We start from the raw sequence: 17908 nt of genomic DNA, 5'->3' as shown, positions 1-17908 counted from the left end.
TCTATAAAATGTGGAAATCGTTTTCGTTTCTGTGTGAGTTTACGTATCACATTGATTAACCAGTTTTAGCACAGTCCATTAGGAATTCTGAAAGGAAGCAATTTCTTTTTGCGTCATGTCTTTTCTCCAGATGTTAGCTCCAAGGCTTGTTAATTTATCTGTTATTTTTTCATAACCTCTATCAATGTGGTCGACACCTGTAATTTCTGTAATTCCATTAGCTGCCAAACCAGCAATGATCAGGGCAGCACCAGCCCGCAAATCGGATGCCTTTACTTTTGCTCCCTGTAGCTGTGTAGGTCCAGAGACGATTACAGATCCACCTTCTACTTTAATAAGAGCATTCATCCGTCTTAATTCGTCAATATGCTTTAAACGCGCAGAATAAATCGTATCAGTAATAACACCCGTACCTGTTACTTGAGTTAATAGCGATGTAAATGGCTGTTGAAGATCTGTCGGGAAGCCAGGATACACGAGTGTTTTGATATCAACGCTTTTCAGTGGCTTTCGATTAGCGATATACAGCTGTTCATCGCTCTCCTCAACCGTTACACCCATTTCGCGTAATTTTGCGATAAGCGATTCTATATGCTGGGAAATGACATTATCGATAACCACTTCTTTCCCTTGTGCTGCAGCTGCAATCGCATACGTCCCAGCTTCAATTCTGTCTGGAATGATTGTATGTTTACAGCCGTGAAGTGATGGTACACCTTCAATCCGAATAACATCAGTTCCTACACCTTTGATTTTCGCTCCCATATTCGTTAACAAGGTTGCAACATCAATGATTTCCGGCTCTTTTGCTGCATTCTCAATAATTGTTTTTCCTTTTGCTTTAACAGCAGCTAACATAATATTAATCGTTGCGCCGACACTTACCACATCCAAATAAATTCTGGCACCTCTCAACTCTTTGGCGCGCAGGTAAATTGCGCCTTGTTCATTGGTAACTTCGGCTCCAAGCGCTTCAAAACCTTTAATATGTTGATCGATAGGACGTGGACCTAGATAGCAGCCACCAGGAAGCCCAATAACAGCTTTATTGAATTTCCCTAGCATCGCTCCCATAAAATAATAAGAAGCACGTAACTTCTTTACTTTGCCATTCGGTAAGGGCATTGCAATCATCTTTTCAGGTTGAATCGTTACATCCTGACCATTCCAAGAAACACTTCCTCCGATTTCCTCCAAAAGGTCTCCAAGTGTATAGACATCAGAGATTTCCGGAAGGCCTTCAAGTGTCACAGTGGAATCTGCTAGAATGGATGCAGGCAGTAGTGCAACTGCACTGTTCTTTGCCCCACTAATTCGAACTTTGCCATTTAGTTCATGGCCACCTTCAATTAACAATTTTTGCATTTGAATACCTCGTTCCTGAGAGGTTGTCCAAAAAGTATTTGAACACACTTCATTTCGATTAATTATTGTTACACAAAATCAGGAATTTCCTGTTCTATGTATTTCCGCTTGCACGAAATATCTATAGATTATATCGTAAATTCCGAGCGAAACGAATTTATCGTTCTATTGAATGCATATCAATATTATCATTTTCATTTTTTCCAATTTCATGCAATTATTTTTATTTATTTTGGAATTATAATGTTTAAACACTGTAGATAACTTAGTTGCCGAAACAGCCGCGTCCACGAAGCGCTAAAGCTGTAGCGCAGACTTCGCCCCAGAGGCGCCGTCCGTACATCGCTAACAAGATGCTTCTGTTTTAGTTCTTATTCCAATCAGCTAAGAATTTCTCAATTCCTTGATCTGTTAGTGGATGCTTTACAAGACTAGACAATACATTATAGGGAATTGTTGCAATATGCGCTCCATGTATTGCGGCATCTGTTACATGTAATGGATGGCGAATAGATGCAGCGATAATTTCGGTACTGATATTGTGGCGTTCGAAGATTTCAGCAATGCTTGCAATTAAGGTCATTCCATCATGACCGATGTCATCCAAACGACCAAGGAATGGGGAAACGTATGTCGCACCAGCACGTGCGGCAAGCAATGCTTGATTTGCATTGAAAATTAACGTAACATTGGTCTTAATGTTTAAATCGCTAAACGTTTTAACCGCTTTCAGCCCCTCTAAAGTCATTGGAACTTTTACCGTTATATTTGGTGCAATTGCAGCAAGCTCTTTCCCTTCCTCAATCATACCTTCAGCATCTTCAGAAATGACTTCTGCACTTACAGATCCCGACACCTCAGCTGTAATCTCACGCAAGCGTTCATGAAAGGAGACTCCTTCTTTTGCAACAAGGCTTGGGTTCGTTGTAACACCAGCTAAAATTCCAAGTTCATTCGCATTACGAATTTCTTCAATGTTTGCTGTATCGATAAAAAACTTCATCTATTCCACACTCCCCATTATCTTCTATAGACTGGTAGGCTGAACCCGAAGGAACAGCCTGTCCAATTTAATGTATAGCTTAGATTGCTTTATTACGCTTGTTGTGATGAACCAAATTCACGCATTTTACCTTTAACCGTTTCTTTAATTGCTTCTGTACCTGGTCCAAGATATTTACGTGGGTCATATAATTCAGGCTTAGCGTTTAACACATTGCGAACAGCTTCTGCTTGAGCCATTTGGTTCTCTGTATTTACATTAATTTTTGCTGTTCCAAGTGAGATAGCCTTTTGAATGTCTTTTGTAGGGATACCAGTTCCACCATGTAATACCAATGGTACTTGAACAAGGTTTAGGATTTCTTCCATTTCAGTAAAGCCAAGATTTGGCTCTCCTTCATATGGACCATGAACAGAACCTAATGCTGGTGCTAAGCAATCTACTCCAGCTTCAGAAACGAGTTGTTTACACTCATCTTTGTCCGCATATTGAATTCCACCGATAACACCATCTTCTTCTCCACCAACTGTACCAACCTCAGCTTCAACAGATACACCGTGAATATGAGCAAGCTCTACAACTTGTTTTGTAATGGCAACATTTTCTTCAATTGGTGAATGAGAAGCATCAATCATGACAGAAGTAAATCCAGCATGAATCGCTTCAGCACATTTTTGGAAGCTTGAACCATGGTCTAAATGGATTGCAACAGGCACAGTAGTACCATAGGATTCCATTAATGATTTAACCATTGCAACAACAACATTAAATCCTCCCATATATTTTCCAGCACCTTCAGAAACACCAAGTATCACTGGTGACTTTTCTTCTTCTGCTGCTTGTAGGATTGCTTGGATGTACTCCAAGTTGTTGATATTAAACTGACCTACTGCATAACCATTTTTTTTACCCTTTTCAAGCATTTCCTTCATAGATACTAATGGCATTAAAATATCCTCCTTAGATTATATTACCTAAACAACATTATTTACTTTCGTACATTATAAGAATACCAACTACCGCCTTCTCACGCAACAAGTAATACTTGAAGGGGAGTGTATAACTCTAATTAATCCGCTTACATAATTATTTCCCTTACATTGGCACATAAATCCATTACATTAAAAGGTTTTGCAATCGTATACCTTACTATTCTCCTTGTTTCCATTTCCCCAATAATACTCTCTGCCATTCCACTCATAACAATTACGGGAGTTTCTATTTCTTCATTTTCTAATTGGTTCAATACTTCACTCCCATCGATGATTGGTAACTTGTAATCCAAAATAATTAAATCAAATGACGCTTGGTGGATTTTATCCAATGCTTCTTTCCCTGTAGAAGCTAAAGTCACCCGATGACCTTCACTCGTTAAAATATCAGTTAAGAGCAAACGGATACCTGGCTGATCATCAACTACTAATATCTCCTTTGGCATCTCCTCTAATCCCCCTAATAACAAATATCTCTACTATAATATGAATTCTATGCAATCGCTCTTTCCCCTTTTGTCCTCTCTACATATTCAGTTTGTTTATATTTGTTTATAACAATTAACTACATGCAATATTTAATAATTTACCTATAAGAAAAAATTAGCTATACATTGTTTACATTTACAATTTCAAGAATTATTTATTGTGATAAATGAGGTTTAAGAATAATAGAAGTACAAGCACGAATGCAATTGGATTTTTAGCTATCACCGAATTTTCTACGACTAGTCAAAAGATGAATCAAAACAGCACGTATGGCTAATCGGGGTGGAGGATAAGGAAATTCAAAAAATGGGTTACGAAATTGGAAATGCGCATGAATGCGCATTTTTCAGATACTCTCCTATAAATGATAAGAAGATAGCAATATTGACACGTCCCCGCTATTAAAATAGCAGTCTTCACATTGTCTATTTAGTTGTCTGGTTTAAACATACAAGTTAACTTTATCCGTGCTGTTTTTCATATTTTTTATCGTTAAAATATCCAATGATAGTTTATCATTTCCAATTTACTCTATAAAAAGTACTCATAATCTCAATTCAACAAAAGATGGTTAAATCCTCTTTTTTTAGAAAAAAACAATCAAATCTGTTAACCAAAGATTTCTAAACGTAAGAAAAACCCCAAAAGTTAACTTTTGGGGTGAAACAGCATTAAGTTGAAAAGGGGTTTAATTTTTTCTATTGCTCTGTTCCACAGAAGCTCCAATAAAGCCTTTAAATAAGCCTTGTGCTCTCGTTGGACGAGAAGTAAACTCTGGATGGAATTGGCATGCAACAAACCATGGATGATTGTCAATCTCAATTGTTTCCACTAATCTTCCATCAGGACTTGTACCAGAGAAGATAAAGCCATGCTCTTCCATTTGCTCGCGATAATCATTATTAAACTCATAACGATGACGATGACGTTCTTCAATCATATCGGCACCATCATACGCTGCTTTTGTTTTCGTACCATCTTTAAGCTTACAAGGGTAAGATCCAAGACGTAATGTTCCACCTAAATCAGAAACGTTCTTCTGCTCAGGAAGCAAGTCAATGATTGGATAGGCTGTATTTGGATTAATTTCTGCTGAGTGTGCCCCTTCTAGACCAACAACATTTCGAGCGAATTCTACAGAAGCTAATTGCATTCCTAAACAAATACCAAAGAAAGGAATATTATTTTCACGCGCATAACGAATTGCTTCAATTTTTCCATCGATACCACGATCGCCAAATCCACCTGGCACAATAATACCATCTACATGGGAAAGTTCTGAGTGAATCGCAGCTCTATCCAGCTCTTCGGAATTAATCCAATGTACTTTAATATCTGCATCAAAATCATAACCTGCATGTTTCAATGACTCAACTACAGAAATATATGCATCTGGAAGTTCTACATATTTACCTACAAGTCCAATATCAATTTTTTTCGAAAGGTTTCTAACTTTGGATACCAACTTTTTCCACTCTTTCATGTCAGCTACTCCACAATCAAGACCAAAATGATCACACGTTAACTGATCCAGATTCTGTTCTTGAAGTGCAATTGGTACTTGATAAAGTGTATCTGCATCACGCATTTCAATTACAGCTTTTTCGTTGATATCACAGAATAACGCAATTTTCTTTTTCATTTCAACGCTGATTGGTAATTCTGTACGCAAGACAATCGCGTCTGGCTGTATACCTAAAGAACGTAATTCTTTGACACTATGCTGGGTAGGTTTTGTCTTCATTTCTCCAGCAGCTTTAATGTATGGCACAAGGGTACAGTGGATATACATTACGCTGTTTCGTCCTACATCGCTTTTAATTTGGCGAATCGCCTCAAGAAATGGCAGTGACTCGATATCACCAACAGTTCCGCCAATTTCTGTAATAACAACATCAGCTTCTGTCGCTTCACCTGCTCGATATACCTGTTCTTTAATTTCGTTTGTAATGTGAGGTATAACTTGAACCGTACCACCAAGATAATCACCGCGACGTTCTTTGCGAATAACACTAGAATATACCTTACCAGTAGTAATGTTGCTGAATTTATTTAGGTTAATGTCTGTAAAACGCTCATAGTGCCCAAGGTCAAGATCTGTTTCCGCTCCATCATTCGTTACAAAAACCTCACCATGCTGATATGGACTCATTGTACCTGGGTCCACGTTTATATATGGATCAAACTTTTGGATAGTCACCTTTAATCCACGATTTTTAAGCAAACGACCAAGTGAAGCAGCTGTAATTCCCTTCCCTAGCGAGGATACAACTCCACCAGTTACAAAAATATATTTAGTCACGATTCATCCTTCTTTCCTTTTCTTGTTCTGTAATTAGTATTCCTAAAAATAATGTAAAAAACTTGGCATTCAACAAACTTCCTGAGTAAATGCCTTTAATTTCTTATCTGCAAAAATAAGAAAGGCGTTTCCCCAATTGTATCTAGGGAAACGCCTTGATTATTAGATTCAAAGAGCCCAATTAAGATTGTACTCATAGTCCTAAAAAAAGTCAAGGAACCTTTTTAACTATTTTTCTTCGTCCAATTCGTCTTCATCAACAATAAGTTCCTCGTCGTCAATTTCCTCATCAAAATCTTCTTCAAAGTCATCATCGTCCCCAAAGTCATCAACTATTTCCTCAATATCTGCATCTGTGATATCAAGTTCTTCGTCAATCTCTTCTACTTCTTCATCAGTCTTCTTCTTCACACGTTTCTTTTTCGGTACTTCCGTTAGCTCTTCTTGCGCCTGTTCCACTGGGTACCATCTTTTTAATCCCCACATACTGGAACCAAGTGTTAAGAAACGGCCATCAACGTTCATGTCCGTATAGAATTGAGCAATATTATTCTCCTTCTCGCTAGCAGAGAAACCTTTCATTTCAGCAATTTTATCAAAAATATCTCTGAAATTGAGGGCTTTCTTTTCATCAAATAGAATTTTACTTGCTAATTCAATCATTGACATTTCTTGTAATTCTTCGTGGCTATACTTGTCTAAGCTCACGGCAATGCACTCCCTTTGCTAAAAATATTGAAGGCTATGAGCCTAATTTATAATCATCATTTTATTGTACTAATATACCATTTTTCTTTCACAATAAACATACATTACATTATAAACAATTTTATATAGAATATGCTAGAACGAAAGCATAAAAAGTTGAGAAAATATATTATTCCCTCAACTTTTTATGTTTTTCATGCCGTTTCTATAGGATTTGGTGTTATATGAGAATAGATATAGAGTGCGAACTAACTTCTCGGCTGTCTTTACAAGTATGTGCACTAATAGCCGTCCGGGAGGCTTCGGTCCGATACTTTCCGCAGTCACGGCACTCTGATCACCTGGAATGGTTAGAGCATCGCTTATAACAACTATGCTGGAAAATAGTATAAGAATACTTATTAGATGTCCTAATCATTCAAGCGTTTTTATTATTACATGTTCCTGCGATATTGTCCGCCAACTTCATAAAGAGCGGTGGTAATTTGTCCGAGGCTTGCTGCTTTTACTGTCTCCAGAAGCTCTGCAAATATATTCCCGCCAGATGCAGCTACTTGCTTTAAGCTCGTTAGTGCTTCTTCTACTTCCGCTTTATGAACTTCCTGAAATTTCCTTAATTCCGTAATTTGATGCTCCTTTTCTTCTTTGGAAGCACGCGCTAATTCCATGGAATCGATTTGTTCATCGGTTGGTGGGTTCGGATTGATATATGTGTTTACACCAATAATCGGCAGTTCTCCAGAATGCTTTTTCCCTTCATAATAGAGTGACTCTTCTTGAATCTTACCACGCTGATATTGGCGCTCCATTGCACCAAGCACCCCACCGCGATCATTCATTTTTTCAAATTCCTGCAGTACAGCCTCCTCTACTAGATCCGTTAACTCATCCACAATAAACGAACCTTGTAAGGAATTTTCATTTTTTGTAAGACCGAATTCCTTATTGATAATCATTTGAATGGCCATCGCCCGCCTTACGGATTCCTCTGTTGGTGTCGTAATTGCCTCATCGTATGCATTCGTGTGAAGTGAATTCGTATTATCCTGAATCGCAAGTAATGCCTGTAATGTTGTACGAATATCATTAAAATCAATTTCTTGCGCATGAAGGGAACGTCCAGATGTTTGCACATGGTATTTCAGCTTTTGGCTGCGTTCATTGGCACCGTATTTGTCGCGCATTGTAATTGCCCAAATTCGGCGGGCTACTCGGCCAATTACCGTGTATTCTGGATCAAGACCATTTGAGAAAAAGAACGACAGATTTTGTGCAAACTTATTAACATCCATTCCTCTGCTCAAATAATATTCTACATACGTAAACCCATTAGCAAGCGTAAAGGCTAGCTGTGTAATCGGATTGGCACCAGCCTCTGCAATATGATAGCCGGAAATGGAAACAGAGTAGTAATTGCGTACATTGTTTTCAATAAAATATTCCTGAATATCTCCCATCATGCGTAATGCAAACTCCGTTGAAAATATACATGTGTTTTGTCCTTGATCTTCTTTTAAAATATCTGCTTGAACAGTTCCGCGAATGACAGAGATTGTATCTGATTTGAGCTTCTTGTATTCTTTCTCTGCAGGCTTTCGTCCATTATTCTGGGTAAATTTTTTGACCTGCTGATCGATCGCTGTATTAAAATACATTGCTAGAATAATTGGAGCCGGGCCATTTATTGTCATGGAAACGGACGTAAGCGGGTCTGTTAAGTCAAAGCCAGCGTATAGCTTTTTCATATCTTCTAACGTGCAAATATTAACACCGCTTTCTCCGACCTTCCCATAGATATCTGGTCTTTCCGCAGGGTCTTCGCCATATAATGTGACCGAGTCGAAGGCGGTGGAAAGCCTTTTTGCTTCATCATTTTTTGATAAATAATGAAAGCGTCGATTCGTTCTTTCTGGAGTTCCTTCGCCAGCAAATTGACGAGTCGGATCTTCCCCTGTTCGTTTAAATGGAAACACACCAGCAGTAAACGGGAATGAACCAGGTACGTTTTCCTTTCGCAGCCAGGTGAGCCGCTCTCCCCAATCCTCATATTTTGGAAACGCAACTTTAGGTATTTTAAGACCGGATAGTGATTCGGTTGTGATGTCCATTTTAATTTCTTTATCCCGAACTTTAAAGGTCATTGTATCGCCCTGGTAGCTTTCCTTTAGTGCTTCCCAACTCTCAAGCATTTTCTTCAGCTGAGGATCGAGTTGTTCTTTATATTGATCAATCGTTTGATCAATGGCTTCCTTAACAGGTGCATCTTCCATAACTTCCTTCGTTCCTTCAAGCTGATAAAGCTTCCTGGCAATGTCACTATGTTTTTTTGTATGCTGGTGGTAATTGCGTATATAGGTTGCAATTTCGAGCAGGTAATATCTGCGGTCATTGGAAATAATGCGATTTTGTTTCTCAGAAATAACGTTTCGGTCAAAATCAATTTTTTCATCCCAATGGTGTTTATCACTTAGTGTATCAATTAGTGCAGCAAATAACGCATTTGTTCCTGCATCATTAAACTGACTTGCAATCGTTCCAAAAACTGGAAATGCCGTTTTATCCTGATGGAAGAGCATTCGGCTTCGTTCATATTGCTTTCTCACTTGATTGAGTGCGTCTTCGGAACCCTTTTGTTCAAATTTATTAATTACAATGAAATCTGCATAATCAATCATGTCTATTTTTTCAAGCTGTGTTGGTGCACCAAATTCTGCTGTCATCACATACATCGACAGGTCGCTAATATCAGTAATTGCTGCATCACCTTGGCCAATACCACTTGTTTCTACAATAATGAAATCAAATCCAGATCTTCGTACGACATCAATCACATCCTGAATTGCTTTTGACAGCTCCGTTCTTGAATCACGCGTTGCCAATGAACGCATATAGACGCGGTCATTAAAAATTGCATTCATGCGGATTCGGTCACCAAGTAGTGCTCCGCCCGTTTTTTTCTTCGTTGGATCGATAGAAATAATCGCTATTTTTTTATCTGGAATTTCATTCATAAAACGGCGTATCAATTCATCTGTTAAGGAACTTTTCCCTGCTCCACCTGTTCCAGTGATTCCGAGTACAGGTATGGCGCTGTCTCCCTTTTCTTTCAGCTCTTCGAGAATCTTTTGCTTTTCATCCGGGTTCGTGTCATTGCTTTCCACATACGTAATAAATTTTCCAATCGCATTTCGGTTGCCCTGCGCGAGCTTTTTTAAATCTTCTTGAATATCCACGGGTGGCAAGGTATCACATTGCTTAAGCATCCGATTAATCATTCCTTGCAGACCATACTTACGCCCATCTTCAGGTGAGAAGATCCAGGCAACACCATAATCATGCAGCTCTTTAATTTCACGCGGGATAATCGTCCCTCCCCCACCACCAAACACCTTTATATGGACAGCATCCAGCTCCTTTAAAAGGTCAATCATATATTTGAAATACTCTACGTGCCCACCTTGATAGGATGACAAGGCTATTCCTTGCACATCCTCTTGAATCGCTGCGTGTACAACCTCCTCGACAGAACGATTATGTCCGAGATGAATTACCTCGGCCCCGCTTGCCTGAAGAATTCGGCGCATAATATTGATGGATGCATCATGTCCATCAAATAAACTTGAGGCTGTTACGAATCGAATTGGATGTTTCGGCACGTAAACTTCAACCTGCTCCATCTTGCTCCCCCCCTCGTAAAATTTATGAAATCTGCTTGTTAATTGCATGTTCGATTAATTTTAATTGTGCATTCGTGTATTCTTCCAGTGTGAATTGCTTTTGCATAATCCATCTTCTGAATCCCCACATATGTCCCTGTACCACAATATTATTGCCAAGCAGACTAACCTCTTTTGTGGATAGCTTTCCTTCTGTGCAAGTGCTAATAACATTTTCTATAATTCCTACCATATCGCGTTCTCTTTCTAAAACATGTTTTCTTGATTCCTTGTTTAGCGATTTAACTTCTTGATAAAGAATGACGATTTCATCTTGCATTTCATCCATTAAGTAAAAAAAGGACCGTAACGCCTGCATCATACTTGGAATGGAAGGTGATTTTAAATCAATCGCCTGAGCAATTCGCTCGCGAACTTGTTCATGGATCGAATCACAGACAAGAAATAAAACATCTTCTTTTGTGCGAATATACTCATACAATGTTCCAATGCTAAAACCAGATTCACTTGCGATTTCTCTTGTCGTTGTTTTATGGAAGCCTTTTTCTTTAAAAAGCTTAATCGCACCCTTAATAATTTGTTCTCTCCGTACTTTTATGAGCTGCTGATCTTTTACAGAAGAAAGTATCTTCTCCCCCTTCATCATGAATCCCTCCAATCTGTTTCATAGATATGTTCGTGCAATCACTCGGGACATCACCTGTTTCATGCGTCATCACTCTATTTATTTTGTTAGCATTCTGCCAATAACAAGTCGTTGGATTTCGTTTGTGCCTTCATAGATTTGGGTGATTTTTGCATCGCGCATGTAGCGTTCGACTGGATAATCTTTTGTGTATCCATAACCGCCAAATATTTGGACAGCTTCCACTGTTGTGCGCATCGCCACATCACCTGCAAATAATTTGGACATAGCGGATGCTTTCCCATATGGAAGTCCTTTGGATTCCAGCCATGCTGCTTGATAGGTTAATAGACGAGCCGCTTCAATTTCGGTTGCCATGTCTGCAAGCTTAAATGATATTCCTTGGTTCACTGCGATTGGTTTTCCAAATTGTTCACGTTCTTTTGCATAGGCTACTGCTGCATCTAAAGCACCTTGGGCGATCCCAAGCGCTTGCGCTGCGATTCCATTTCTTCCACCATCAAGTGTTGTCATCGCAATGGTAAAGCCTTCCCCTTCAACCCCAAGCAAATTTTCTTTTGGAATCCGACAGTTTTCAAAGATTAACTCCGTTGTTGGAGAAGAACGAATGCCGAGTTTCTTTTCTTTTTTACCGAAAGCAAATCCATCTGTTCCCTTCTCCACGATGAATGCACTAATTCCCTTATGTTTAGCATCCGCATCTGTTTTTGCAAAAACAATGTAAATATCTGCAACACCGCCATTTGTAATCCAAACTTTACTCCCGTTTAATACGTAGTGATCTCCATCTTCCTTTGCAGTTGTTTTCATCGAAACGACATCGCTACCCGCCCCAGGCTCGGATAACGCATAGGCGCCGAGTGCTTCTCCTGTCGCCAAGCGTGTAAGAAAATTTTTCTTCTGCTCTTCATTCCCAAATTTATAAATTGGCCAGCTTGCTAATGACAGGTGAGCAGATAACGTTACACCAGTGGAAGCACAAACACGTGACAATTCCTCTACAGCTATACAATAACTTACATAGTCAGCTTCAATGCCACCATAGCTTTCCGGCCATGGGATTCCTGTTAAACCAAGCTCTGCCATTTTGTCAAAAATCCCACGATCAAAGCGCTCCTCTTCATCACGCTCGGCCGCTGTTGGTTCTACATCTCTTTCCGCAAAGTCACGAACCATTTTACGCAACATTTCTTGTTCTTCCGTTAATTGAAAGTCCATCTTCTTCTCCTCCTTAGTCTTTCAATAAATGATTGGCAATCACAATATGTTGAATCTCATTTGTGCCTTCATAAATTTCCGTTACTTTTGCATCTCGGAATAGGCGCTCGACAGGATACTCCTCTGTGTAGCCGTAACCGCCAAATATTTGGATTGCTTCAATTGCGTTGTTCATCGCTGTTCTGGTTGCTGCAAGTTTTGCCATTGACGTTTCTTTCGCGCATGGGACTCCTTGCTCGATCAATGTTGCAGCGTGATAGGTTAATAATTTTGCAGACTCGGTCGCCGTTGCCATATCTGCTAGTTTGAATGATATCCCTTGATTTGAAGCAATCGATTTCCCAAATTGCTTTCGTTCTTTGGCATAGTTCACTGCGTATTCAAGAGCCGCTTCCGCTATACCAAGACCTTGAGCTGCAATGCCAATCCTTCCAATATTCAAATTAGCCATCGCGATATTGAAACCGCTTCCTTTTTCACCTAACAAATTTCCTTTTGGAATAACACATTGATCAAATGTTAGTTGAACTGTATTTGATCCATGAAGGCCCATCTTTTTTTCTTTCTTACCGATAATCAATCCAGGAGAATCCTTTTCTACAATAAATGCGCTAATATCCTTGGAATTGTCACCAGTCCGAGCAAATGTAATATACGTATCTGCCACACCGCCATTTGTAATAAAAACCTTGGACCCATTTAAAATATAAGAAACATCTGTTTCCTTAGCAGTCGTTTTTAAACTACCAGCATCAGAACCAGCTCCTGGCTCTGTAAGTGCAAATGCACCAAGGTACTCTCCGCTTGCAAGCCTTGGCAAGAAACGCCTTTTTTGCTCTTCATTTCCAAAGTATAAAATTGGATTCGTTCCAACAGATGTGTGTACGGATAAAATAACACCGACGGTCGCACTTACTTTTGATAGCTCATGAATCGTTTGAATGTAGGATGTGAAATCCATCCCACTTCCACCATATTTTTCCGGAATAGGAATGCCCATTAATCCAAGCTCTCCCATCTTCTTCACAATTTCAATCGGGAAACGATCTTCCTTTTCCATTCGCTCTATTACAGGGGCTACTTCCTTCCTGGCAAAATCTCGAACTACCTTAAGAAGCATTTCCTGTTCTTCTGTAACCTTTAACATCATACCGTTTGCACCTCTCTTGGGTGTTATTTAACTAGCTATATTCATAAAAGCCTTTACCGGATTTCTTTCCAAGCCATCCTGCTTTTACATATTGACGCAGTAATGGACATGGACGATATTTACTATCCCCAAATCCTTCATGAAGCACTTCCATAATATACAAACATGTATCCAGACCAATAAAATCTGCCAGCGTTAGCGGTCCCATCGGATGATTCATTCCAAGCTTCATCACCTGGTCAACATCCTTTGGCGTGGCGACACCTTCATAAACCGTATAAATCGCTTCATTAATCATTGGCATTAGAATCCGATTGGATACAAACCCAGGAAAATCTTTTACTTCTACTGGAGTTTTTGATAACTGGACAGTCATCATTTGAATTGTTTCATACGTTTCATCACTTGTTTGTAACCCGCGTATAATTTCAACAAGCTTCATAACTGGCACAGGATTCATAAAATGCATGCCAATTACCTGATCCGGTCGTTTTGTTTCAGCCGCGATTTCAGTAATCGGTAAGGAGGATGTATTCGAGGCAAGGATTGCATGCTTTGGTGCGTGTGTATCCACCTCTTTGAAAACTGCTGATTTTACATCCATATTTTCCACAACAGCTTCAATAATCAAATCACAGGTTGCTGCATCCTCTAATGTATGGGAAGGAGTTAGGCGACCTAGGGTTGTCGCCTTCTCTTCTTTTGTTAATCTCTTCTTTTCCACGTTACGTGCAAGCAATTTTTCGATGCCGTTTATTCCTGCTTGTAATGCATTCTTATCCCGGTCGTGTAGTAGTACGTTAAATCCTGATTGCGCACAGACCTGAGCAATGCCAGCTCCCATTTGCCCTGCACCAATGACCATCACATTATTTATTGCCATCTTTTTGTTTCCTCCTTTGCGTTAACCCTTAGGAACTTCGATCAGTACTGCATCTCCTTGACCACTGCCACTGCAAATAGCTGCAATGCCAAGCCCGCCACCGCGGCGCTTTAATTCATGAATTAAGGTTAAAATGATTCTGGCGCCACTTGCTCCAATTGGATGACCTAATGCAACAGCACCACCATTAACATTTATCTTTTCAGTGTCAATGTCAGCGATTTTTCCACTTGCAAGCGACACAGCAGCAAAGGCTTCATTTATTTCAAACAGATCAATGTCTTCCTTGGAATATCCTGTCTTTTCTAGCAATTTATTAATAACAAGTCCTGGTGTTTGCGGGAAATTCTTTGCTTCTACAGCAACTTCTGTGTGCCCAAGAATCGTTGCCATCGGTTTTTTCCCAAGCTCGTTTGCCTTGTCATCTCCCATCACAACAAAAGCACATGCACCATCATTGACACCAGGAGCATTACCGGCTGTAATTGTTCCATTTTTATCAAATGCTGGACGCAGACCCGCTAGTTTTTCAACTGTTGTATCCTTTCGGGGTGCTTCATCGGTATCTACGACAATCGGTTCACCTTTACGTACCGGCACTTCCACTGCAACGATTTCTTCAGCAAATTTGCCTGTTTCAATCGCCTCGATTGCTCGTTTGTGACTGCGATAGGACCACTCGTCCTGTGCTTCTCTTGTTAATTCGAATTCTTCTGCAGTTGAATTCCCATAATTCCCCATATGAACCCCTGTGAACGTACATGTCAGTCCATCGTGTACCATCATATCAACTACTTTTTTATCGCCCATCCGGCTTCCCCATCTCGTTTCCGGAAGAAAGTACGGTGCATTGCTCATGCTTTCCATTCCACCTGCAACAATCACATTCTCATCCCCAAGACGAATCAATTGATCAGCAAGTGTAATACTACGCAGTCCAGATGCACACACTTTATTAATTGTTTCGGATTTTACTTCCCATGGGATTCCAGCCTCGCGAGCCGCTTGTCGGGAAGGAATCTGACCTTGGCCACCTTGCAGGACGGTACCCATAATTACTTCATCGATTTCTGAGCCTTCAATTCCAGCTCGATTTAACGCTTCTTTAATTGCCTTTCCTCCTAGCTGCCATGCTGCAAAAGGCTTCAAGCCTCCACCAAATTTTCCGAAAGGGGTTCTTGCACCTGAAACAATTACTGTTTTTCTCATTGATTTCCATCCTTTCTTTTTGTTTATCTAACTATCTTGATTGAACGCTCACTCATTTAATTCGTTTAACTGAAAAGGGGAATCTCCCCCCTATCAGTCTATCATCAATTAAGAGGCTGTTCTTGATTGATCGTCAAAGTGAATAGATAATGCTAAAATTTCAGCAACATCCATTGTACTAATGTCCTCATCGACCTCTTTTGCCTTTGTCCCATCGCTTAGCATTGTTAAGCAATACGGACAAGCACTGGAAATCATAGATGGCTGGACAGCAAGTGCCTGTTCTGTACGTGCTACATTAATTCGGTTTCCAGTCGTTTCCTCTGTCCACATTAAGCCACCACCTGCACCACAGCACATTCCATTTTCCCGTGAACGATTCATTTCAACAAGCTCAAGTCCTGGGATAGATGTTAAAATTTCCCTCGGCGGGTCATACACACCATTGTATCTCCCTAAGTAGCATGAATCATGATAGGTTAGCTTTTCATTGATTGGACGTTCTGGCTTTATTTTCCCTGATTTCACCAAATCATAGAGCATTTGCGTATGGTGATACACTTCTGCTGTATAGCCGAAATCTGGGTACTCATTTTTGAAAATATTATAGGCATGCGGGTCAATCGTAACGATTTTGGTGACACCGTTTTTCTCAAATGTTTTAATGTTTTTCTCGGCAATCTCCTGGAATAAAAACTCATTCCCGATTCTGCGTGCTGTATCACCCGAGTTCGTTTCCGTATTTCCTAGAATCGCAAAGCTAACACCTGCCTGATTCATTAGTTTAGCAAAAGCAATCGCGATTTTTTGGCTGCGGCTATCAAAAGCTCCCATCGAACTCACCCAGAAAAGGTATTCAAATTCTTTTCCTTCCTTTTTCAGCTCTTTCACAGTAGGGATGTATGCAGTTTCATCTTCATCACGCCATTTGATGCGGTCTTTTTTTGAAAGTCCCCATGGATTTCCTTGGCGTTCAATGTTCATAACCGCTCGTTGAATATCCGAATCCATCTTTCCTTCTGTCATAACAAGATAGCGGCGCATATCAATAATCGTTCCAACATGCTCATTGTTTACAGGACAAGCATCCTCACAATTTCGGCATGTGGTACATCCAGAAAGCTCTTCTTCTGTAATAACATCACCAATTAGACTTGCGCTTTGAACAGTCGCTGCAGCTTCTTTTTGCGCGCTTGCCTGATTCCCTGCCGTATTGTTAAATGCGTAAGCTGGAACCCATGCGGACTTTCCTGTTATCGCTGCCCCCTTTTCGGTTAAATGGTCACGAACCTTAATCATAATGTCCATCGGCGACAGCATTTTACCAGTTCCCGCAGCAGGACACACGTCTGTACAGCGGCCACATTCCACACAAGCATAGAAATCAAGCATCTGATGCTGTTCAAAATCTTCTACTTTCCCTGCCCCGAATGAGATTTCTTCCTCACTATCTTCATCGATATCAAAATCTATTTTTTTCAATTTACCTGGGACTTGCTTGCTTAAAAACACATTAATTGGTGCTGCAATCAGATGTGCATGCTTGGATTGCGGTACATAAACAAGGAATGAAAGCAGTGTAATCGTATGTACCCACCAAGCAATATAGAACAATACTGTTGCAGCGTCTTGTGAAATCCATCCCAGTACTAGTGCAATCATACTTGCAACTGGTTCTGTCCATGTTACTTCATGGCCATGCCAAAGAAGCGCCATCCCATTTCCAAATAACACAGAAAGCATTAATGTGCCAATAAAAATAAGAACAAGACCAGCTTTAAAGCCACGTTTTAGCCGCACGAGCTTCTCCATATAGCGACGATAAAATGCCCATACAACCGCCACAAGAATCATTAACGTTACGAGTTCCTGAAAGAAGACAAACCCTGGATACAGCACACCAAATGGTAAATGGTTACCTGGTGAAAGTCCTTTCACAAACATGTCAATTGCACCAAATTGAACGAGAATAAATCCATAAAACATCATGACATGAATGATACCGGATTTCTTATCCTTCAATAACTTTGATTGGCCAAATACAATCGTCCACACCCTTTGTAACCGCAACTTAATTTCGCCATCAAACTCGGATTTTTTACCAAGCCCTATATAAGCAATCCGTGTTGAGACGACCCTGACGAATAAATACAATGCATAAAACGTGATTATTAAAAACGCAATCCAATTAACTAGCATAAATGTATCCACTGGCGGCTCCTCCTTTTTGTTACAGTTAAATGATAGCGATTACATTTGATTGAAA

Annotated in this window: 13 protein-coding genes; all 13 read right to left on the bottom strand. The window is 39.9% G+C overall.

Annotation, left to right across the window (positions count from 1 at the left end):
• Positions 1-78 precede the first annotated feature (78 nt).
• Positions 79-1365: a UDP-N-acetylglucosamine 1-carboxyvinyltransferase gene (locus D1B32_RS02095; protein ID WP_095307814.1), complete on the bottom strand. Its 1287-nt coding sequence runs from the start codon at positions 1363-1365 to the stop codon at positions 79-81.
• A gap of 364 nt (positions 1366-1729) precedes the next feature.
• Positions 1730-2368 carry a fructose-6-phosphate aldolase gene (gene fsa, locus D1B32_RS02090; RefSeq protein WP_095307811.1) on the bottom strand — a complete coding sequence of 213 codons (639 nt, stop codon included), beginning with the start codon at positions 2366-2368 and terminating at the stop codon, positions 1730-1732.
• A gap of 92 nt (positions 2369-2460) precedes the next feature.
• A complete protein-coding gene (gene fba, locus D1B32_RS02085) occupies positions 2461-3315 on the bottom strand; it encodes a class II fructose-1,6-bisphosphate aldolase (RefSeq protein ID WP_118888498.1) in 855 nt (284 codons plus the stop codon).
• Between the two features lie 131 nt (positions 3316-3446).
• Positions 3447-3806 carry a response regulator gene (locus tag D1B32_RS02080; protein ID WP_118888497.1) on the bottom strand — a complete coding sequence of 120 codons (360 nt, stop codon included), beginning with the start codon at positions 3804-3806 and terminating at the stop codon, positions 3447-3449.
• Between the two features lie 731 nt (positions 3807-4537).
• The gene (locus tag D1B32_RS02075) at positions 4538-6151 is read right to left on the bottom strand and encodes a CTP synthase (protein ID WP_118888496.1); all 1614 of its coding nucleotides are present in this window, start codon (positions 6149-6151) and stop codon (positions 4538-4540) included.
• A gap of 228 nt (positions 6152-6379) precedes the next feature.
• Complete coding sequence (gene rpoE, locus D1B32_RS02070; RefSeq protein WP_118888495.1) at positions 6380-6859, bottom strand: DNA-directed RNA polymerase subunit delta; 480 nt, start codon at positions 6857-6859, stop codon at positions 6380-6382.
• Between the two features lie 434 nt (positions 6860-7293).
• Positions 7294-10536 (bottom strand): fused isobutyryl-CoA mutase/GTPase IcmF, encoded by a 3243-nt coding sequence (icmF, locus tag D1B32_RS02065; protein WP_118888494.1) that lies wholly within the window; start codon positions 10534-10536, stop codon positions 7294-7296.
• 22 nt (positions 10537-10558) lie between these two features.
• Positions 10559-11179: a TetR/AcrR family transcriptional regulator gene (locus tag D1B32_RS02060; RefSeq protein ID WP_095307797.1), complete on the bottom strand. Its 621-nt coding sequence runs from the start codon at positions 11177-11179 to the stop codon at positions 10559-10561.
• 81 nt (positions 11180-11260) lie between these two features.
• Complete coding sequence (locus tag D1B32_RS02055; protein WP_095307795.1) at positions 11261-12400, bottom strand: acyl-CoA dehydrogenase; 1140 nt, start codon at positions 12398-12400, stop codon at positions 11261-11263.
• 13 nt (positions 12401-12413) lie between these two features.
• Entirely contained in the window at positions 12414-13550 is a 1137-nt protein-coding gene (locus tag D1B32_RS02050) for an acyl-CoA dehydrogenase (protein WP_095307793.1), read from the bottom strand.
• A gap of 31 nt (positions 13551-13581) precedes the next feature.
• Positions 13582-14433: a 3-hydroxybutyryl-CoA dehydrogenase gene (locus tag D1B32_RS02045; RefSeq protein ID WP_095307791.1), complete on the bottom strand. Its 852-nt coding sequence runs from the start codon at positions 14431-14433 to the stop codon at positions 13582-13584.
• Between the two features lie 21 nt (positions 14434-14454).
• The gene (locus D1B32_RS02040) at positions 14455-15642 is read right to left on the bottom strand and encodes an acetyl-CoA C-acetyltransferase (protein ID WP_095307790.1); all 1188 of its coding nucleotides are present in this window, start codon (positions 15640-15642) and stop codon (positions 14455-14457) included.
• A gap of 108 nt (positions 15643-15750) precedes the next feature.
• Entirely contained in the window at positions 15751-17853 is a 2103-nt protein-coding gene (locus tag D1B32_RS02035; protein ID WP_118888493.1) for a (Fe-S)-binding protein, read from the bottom strand.
• Positions 17854-17908: the final 55 nt, after the last annotated feature.

Source organism: Oceanobacillus profundus (genome assembly GCF_003515705.1).
In the GTDB taxonomy this organism is placed as follows: Bacteria; Bacillota; Bacilli; order Bacillales; family Amphibacillaceae; genus Oceanobacillus; species Oceanobacillus profundus.
This window is presented reverse-complemented; position numbering and strand designations above follow the sequence as displayed.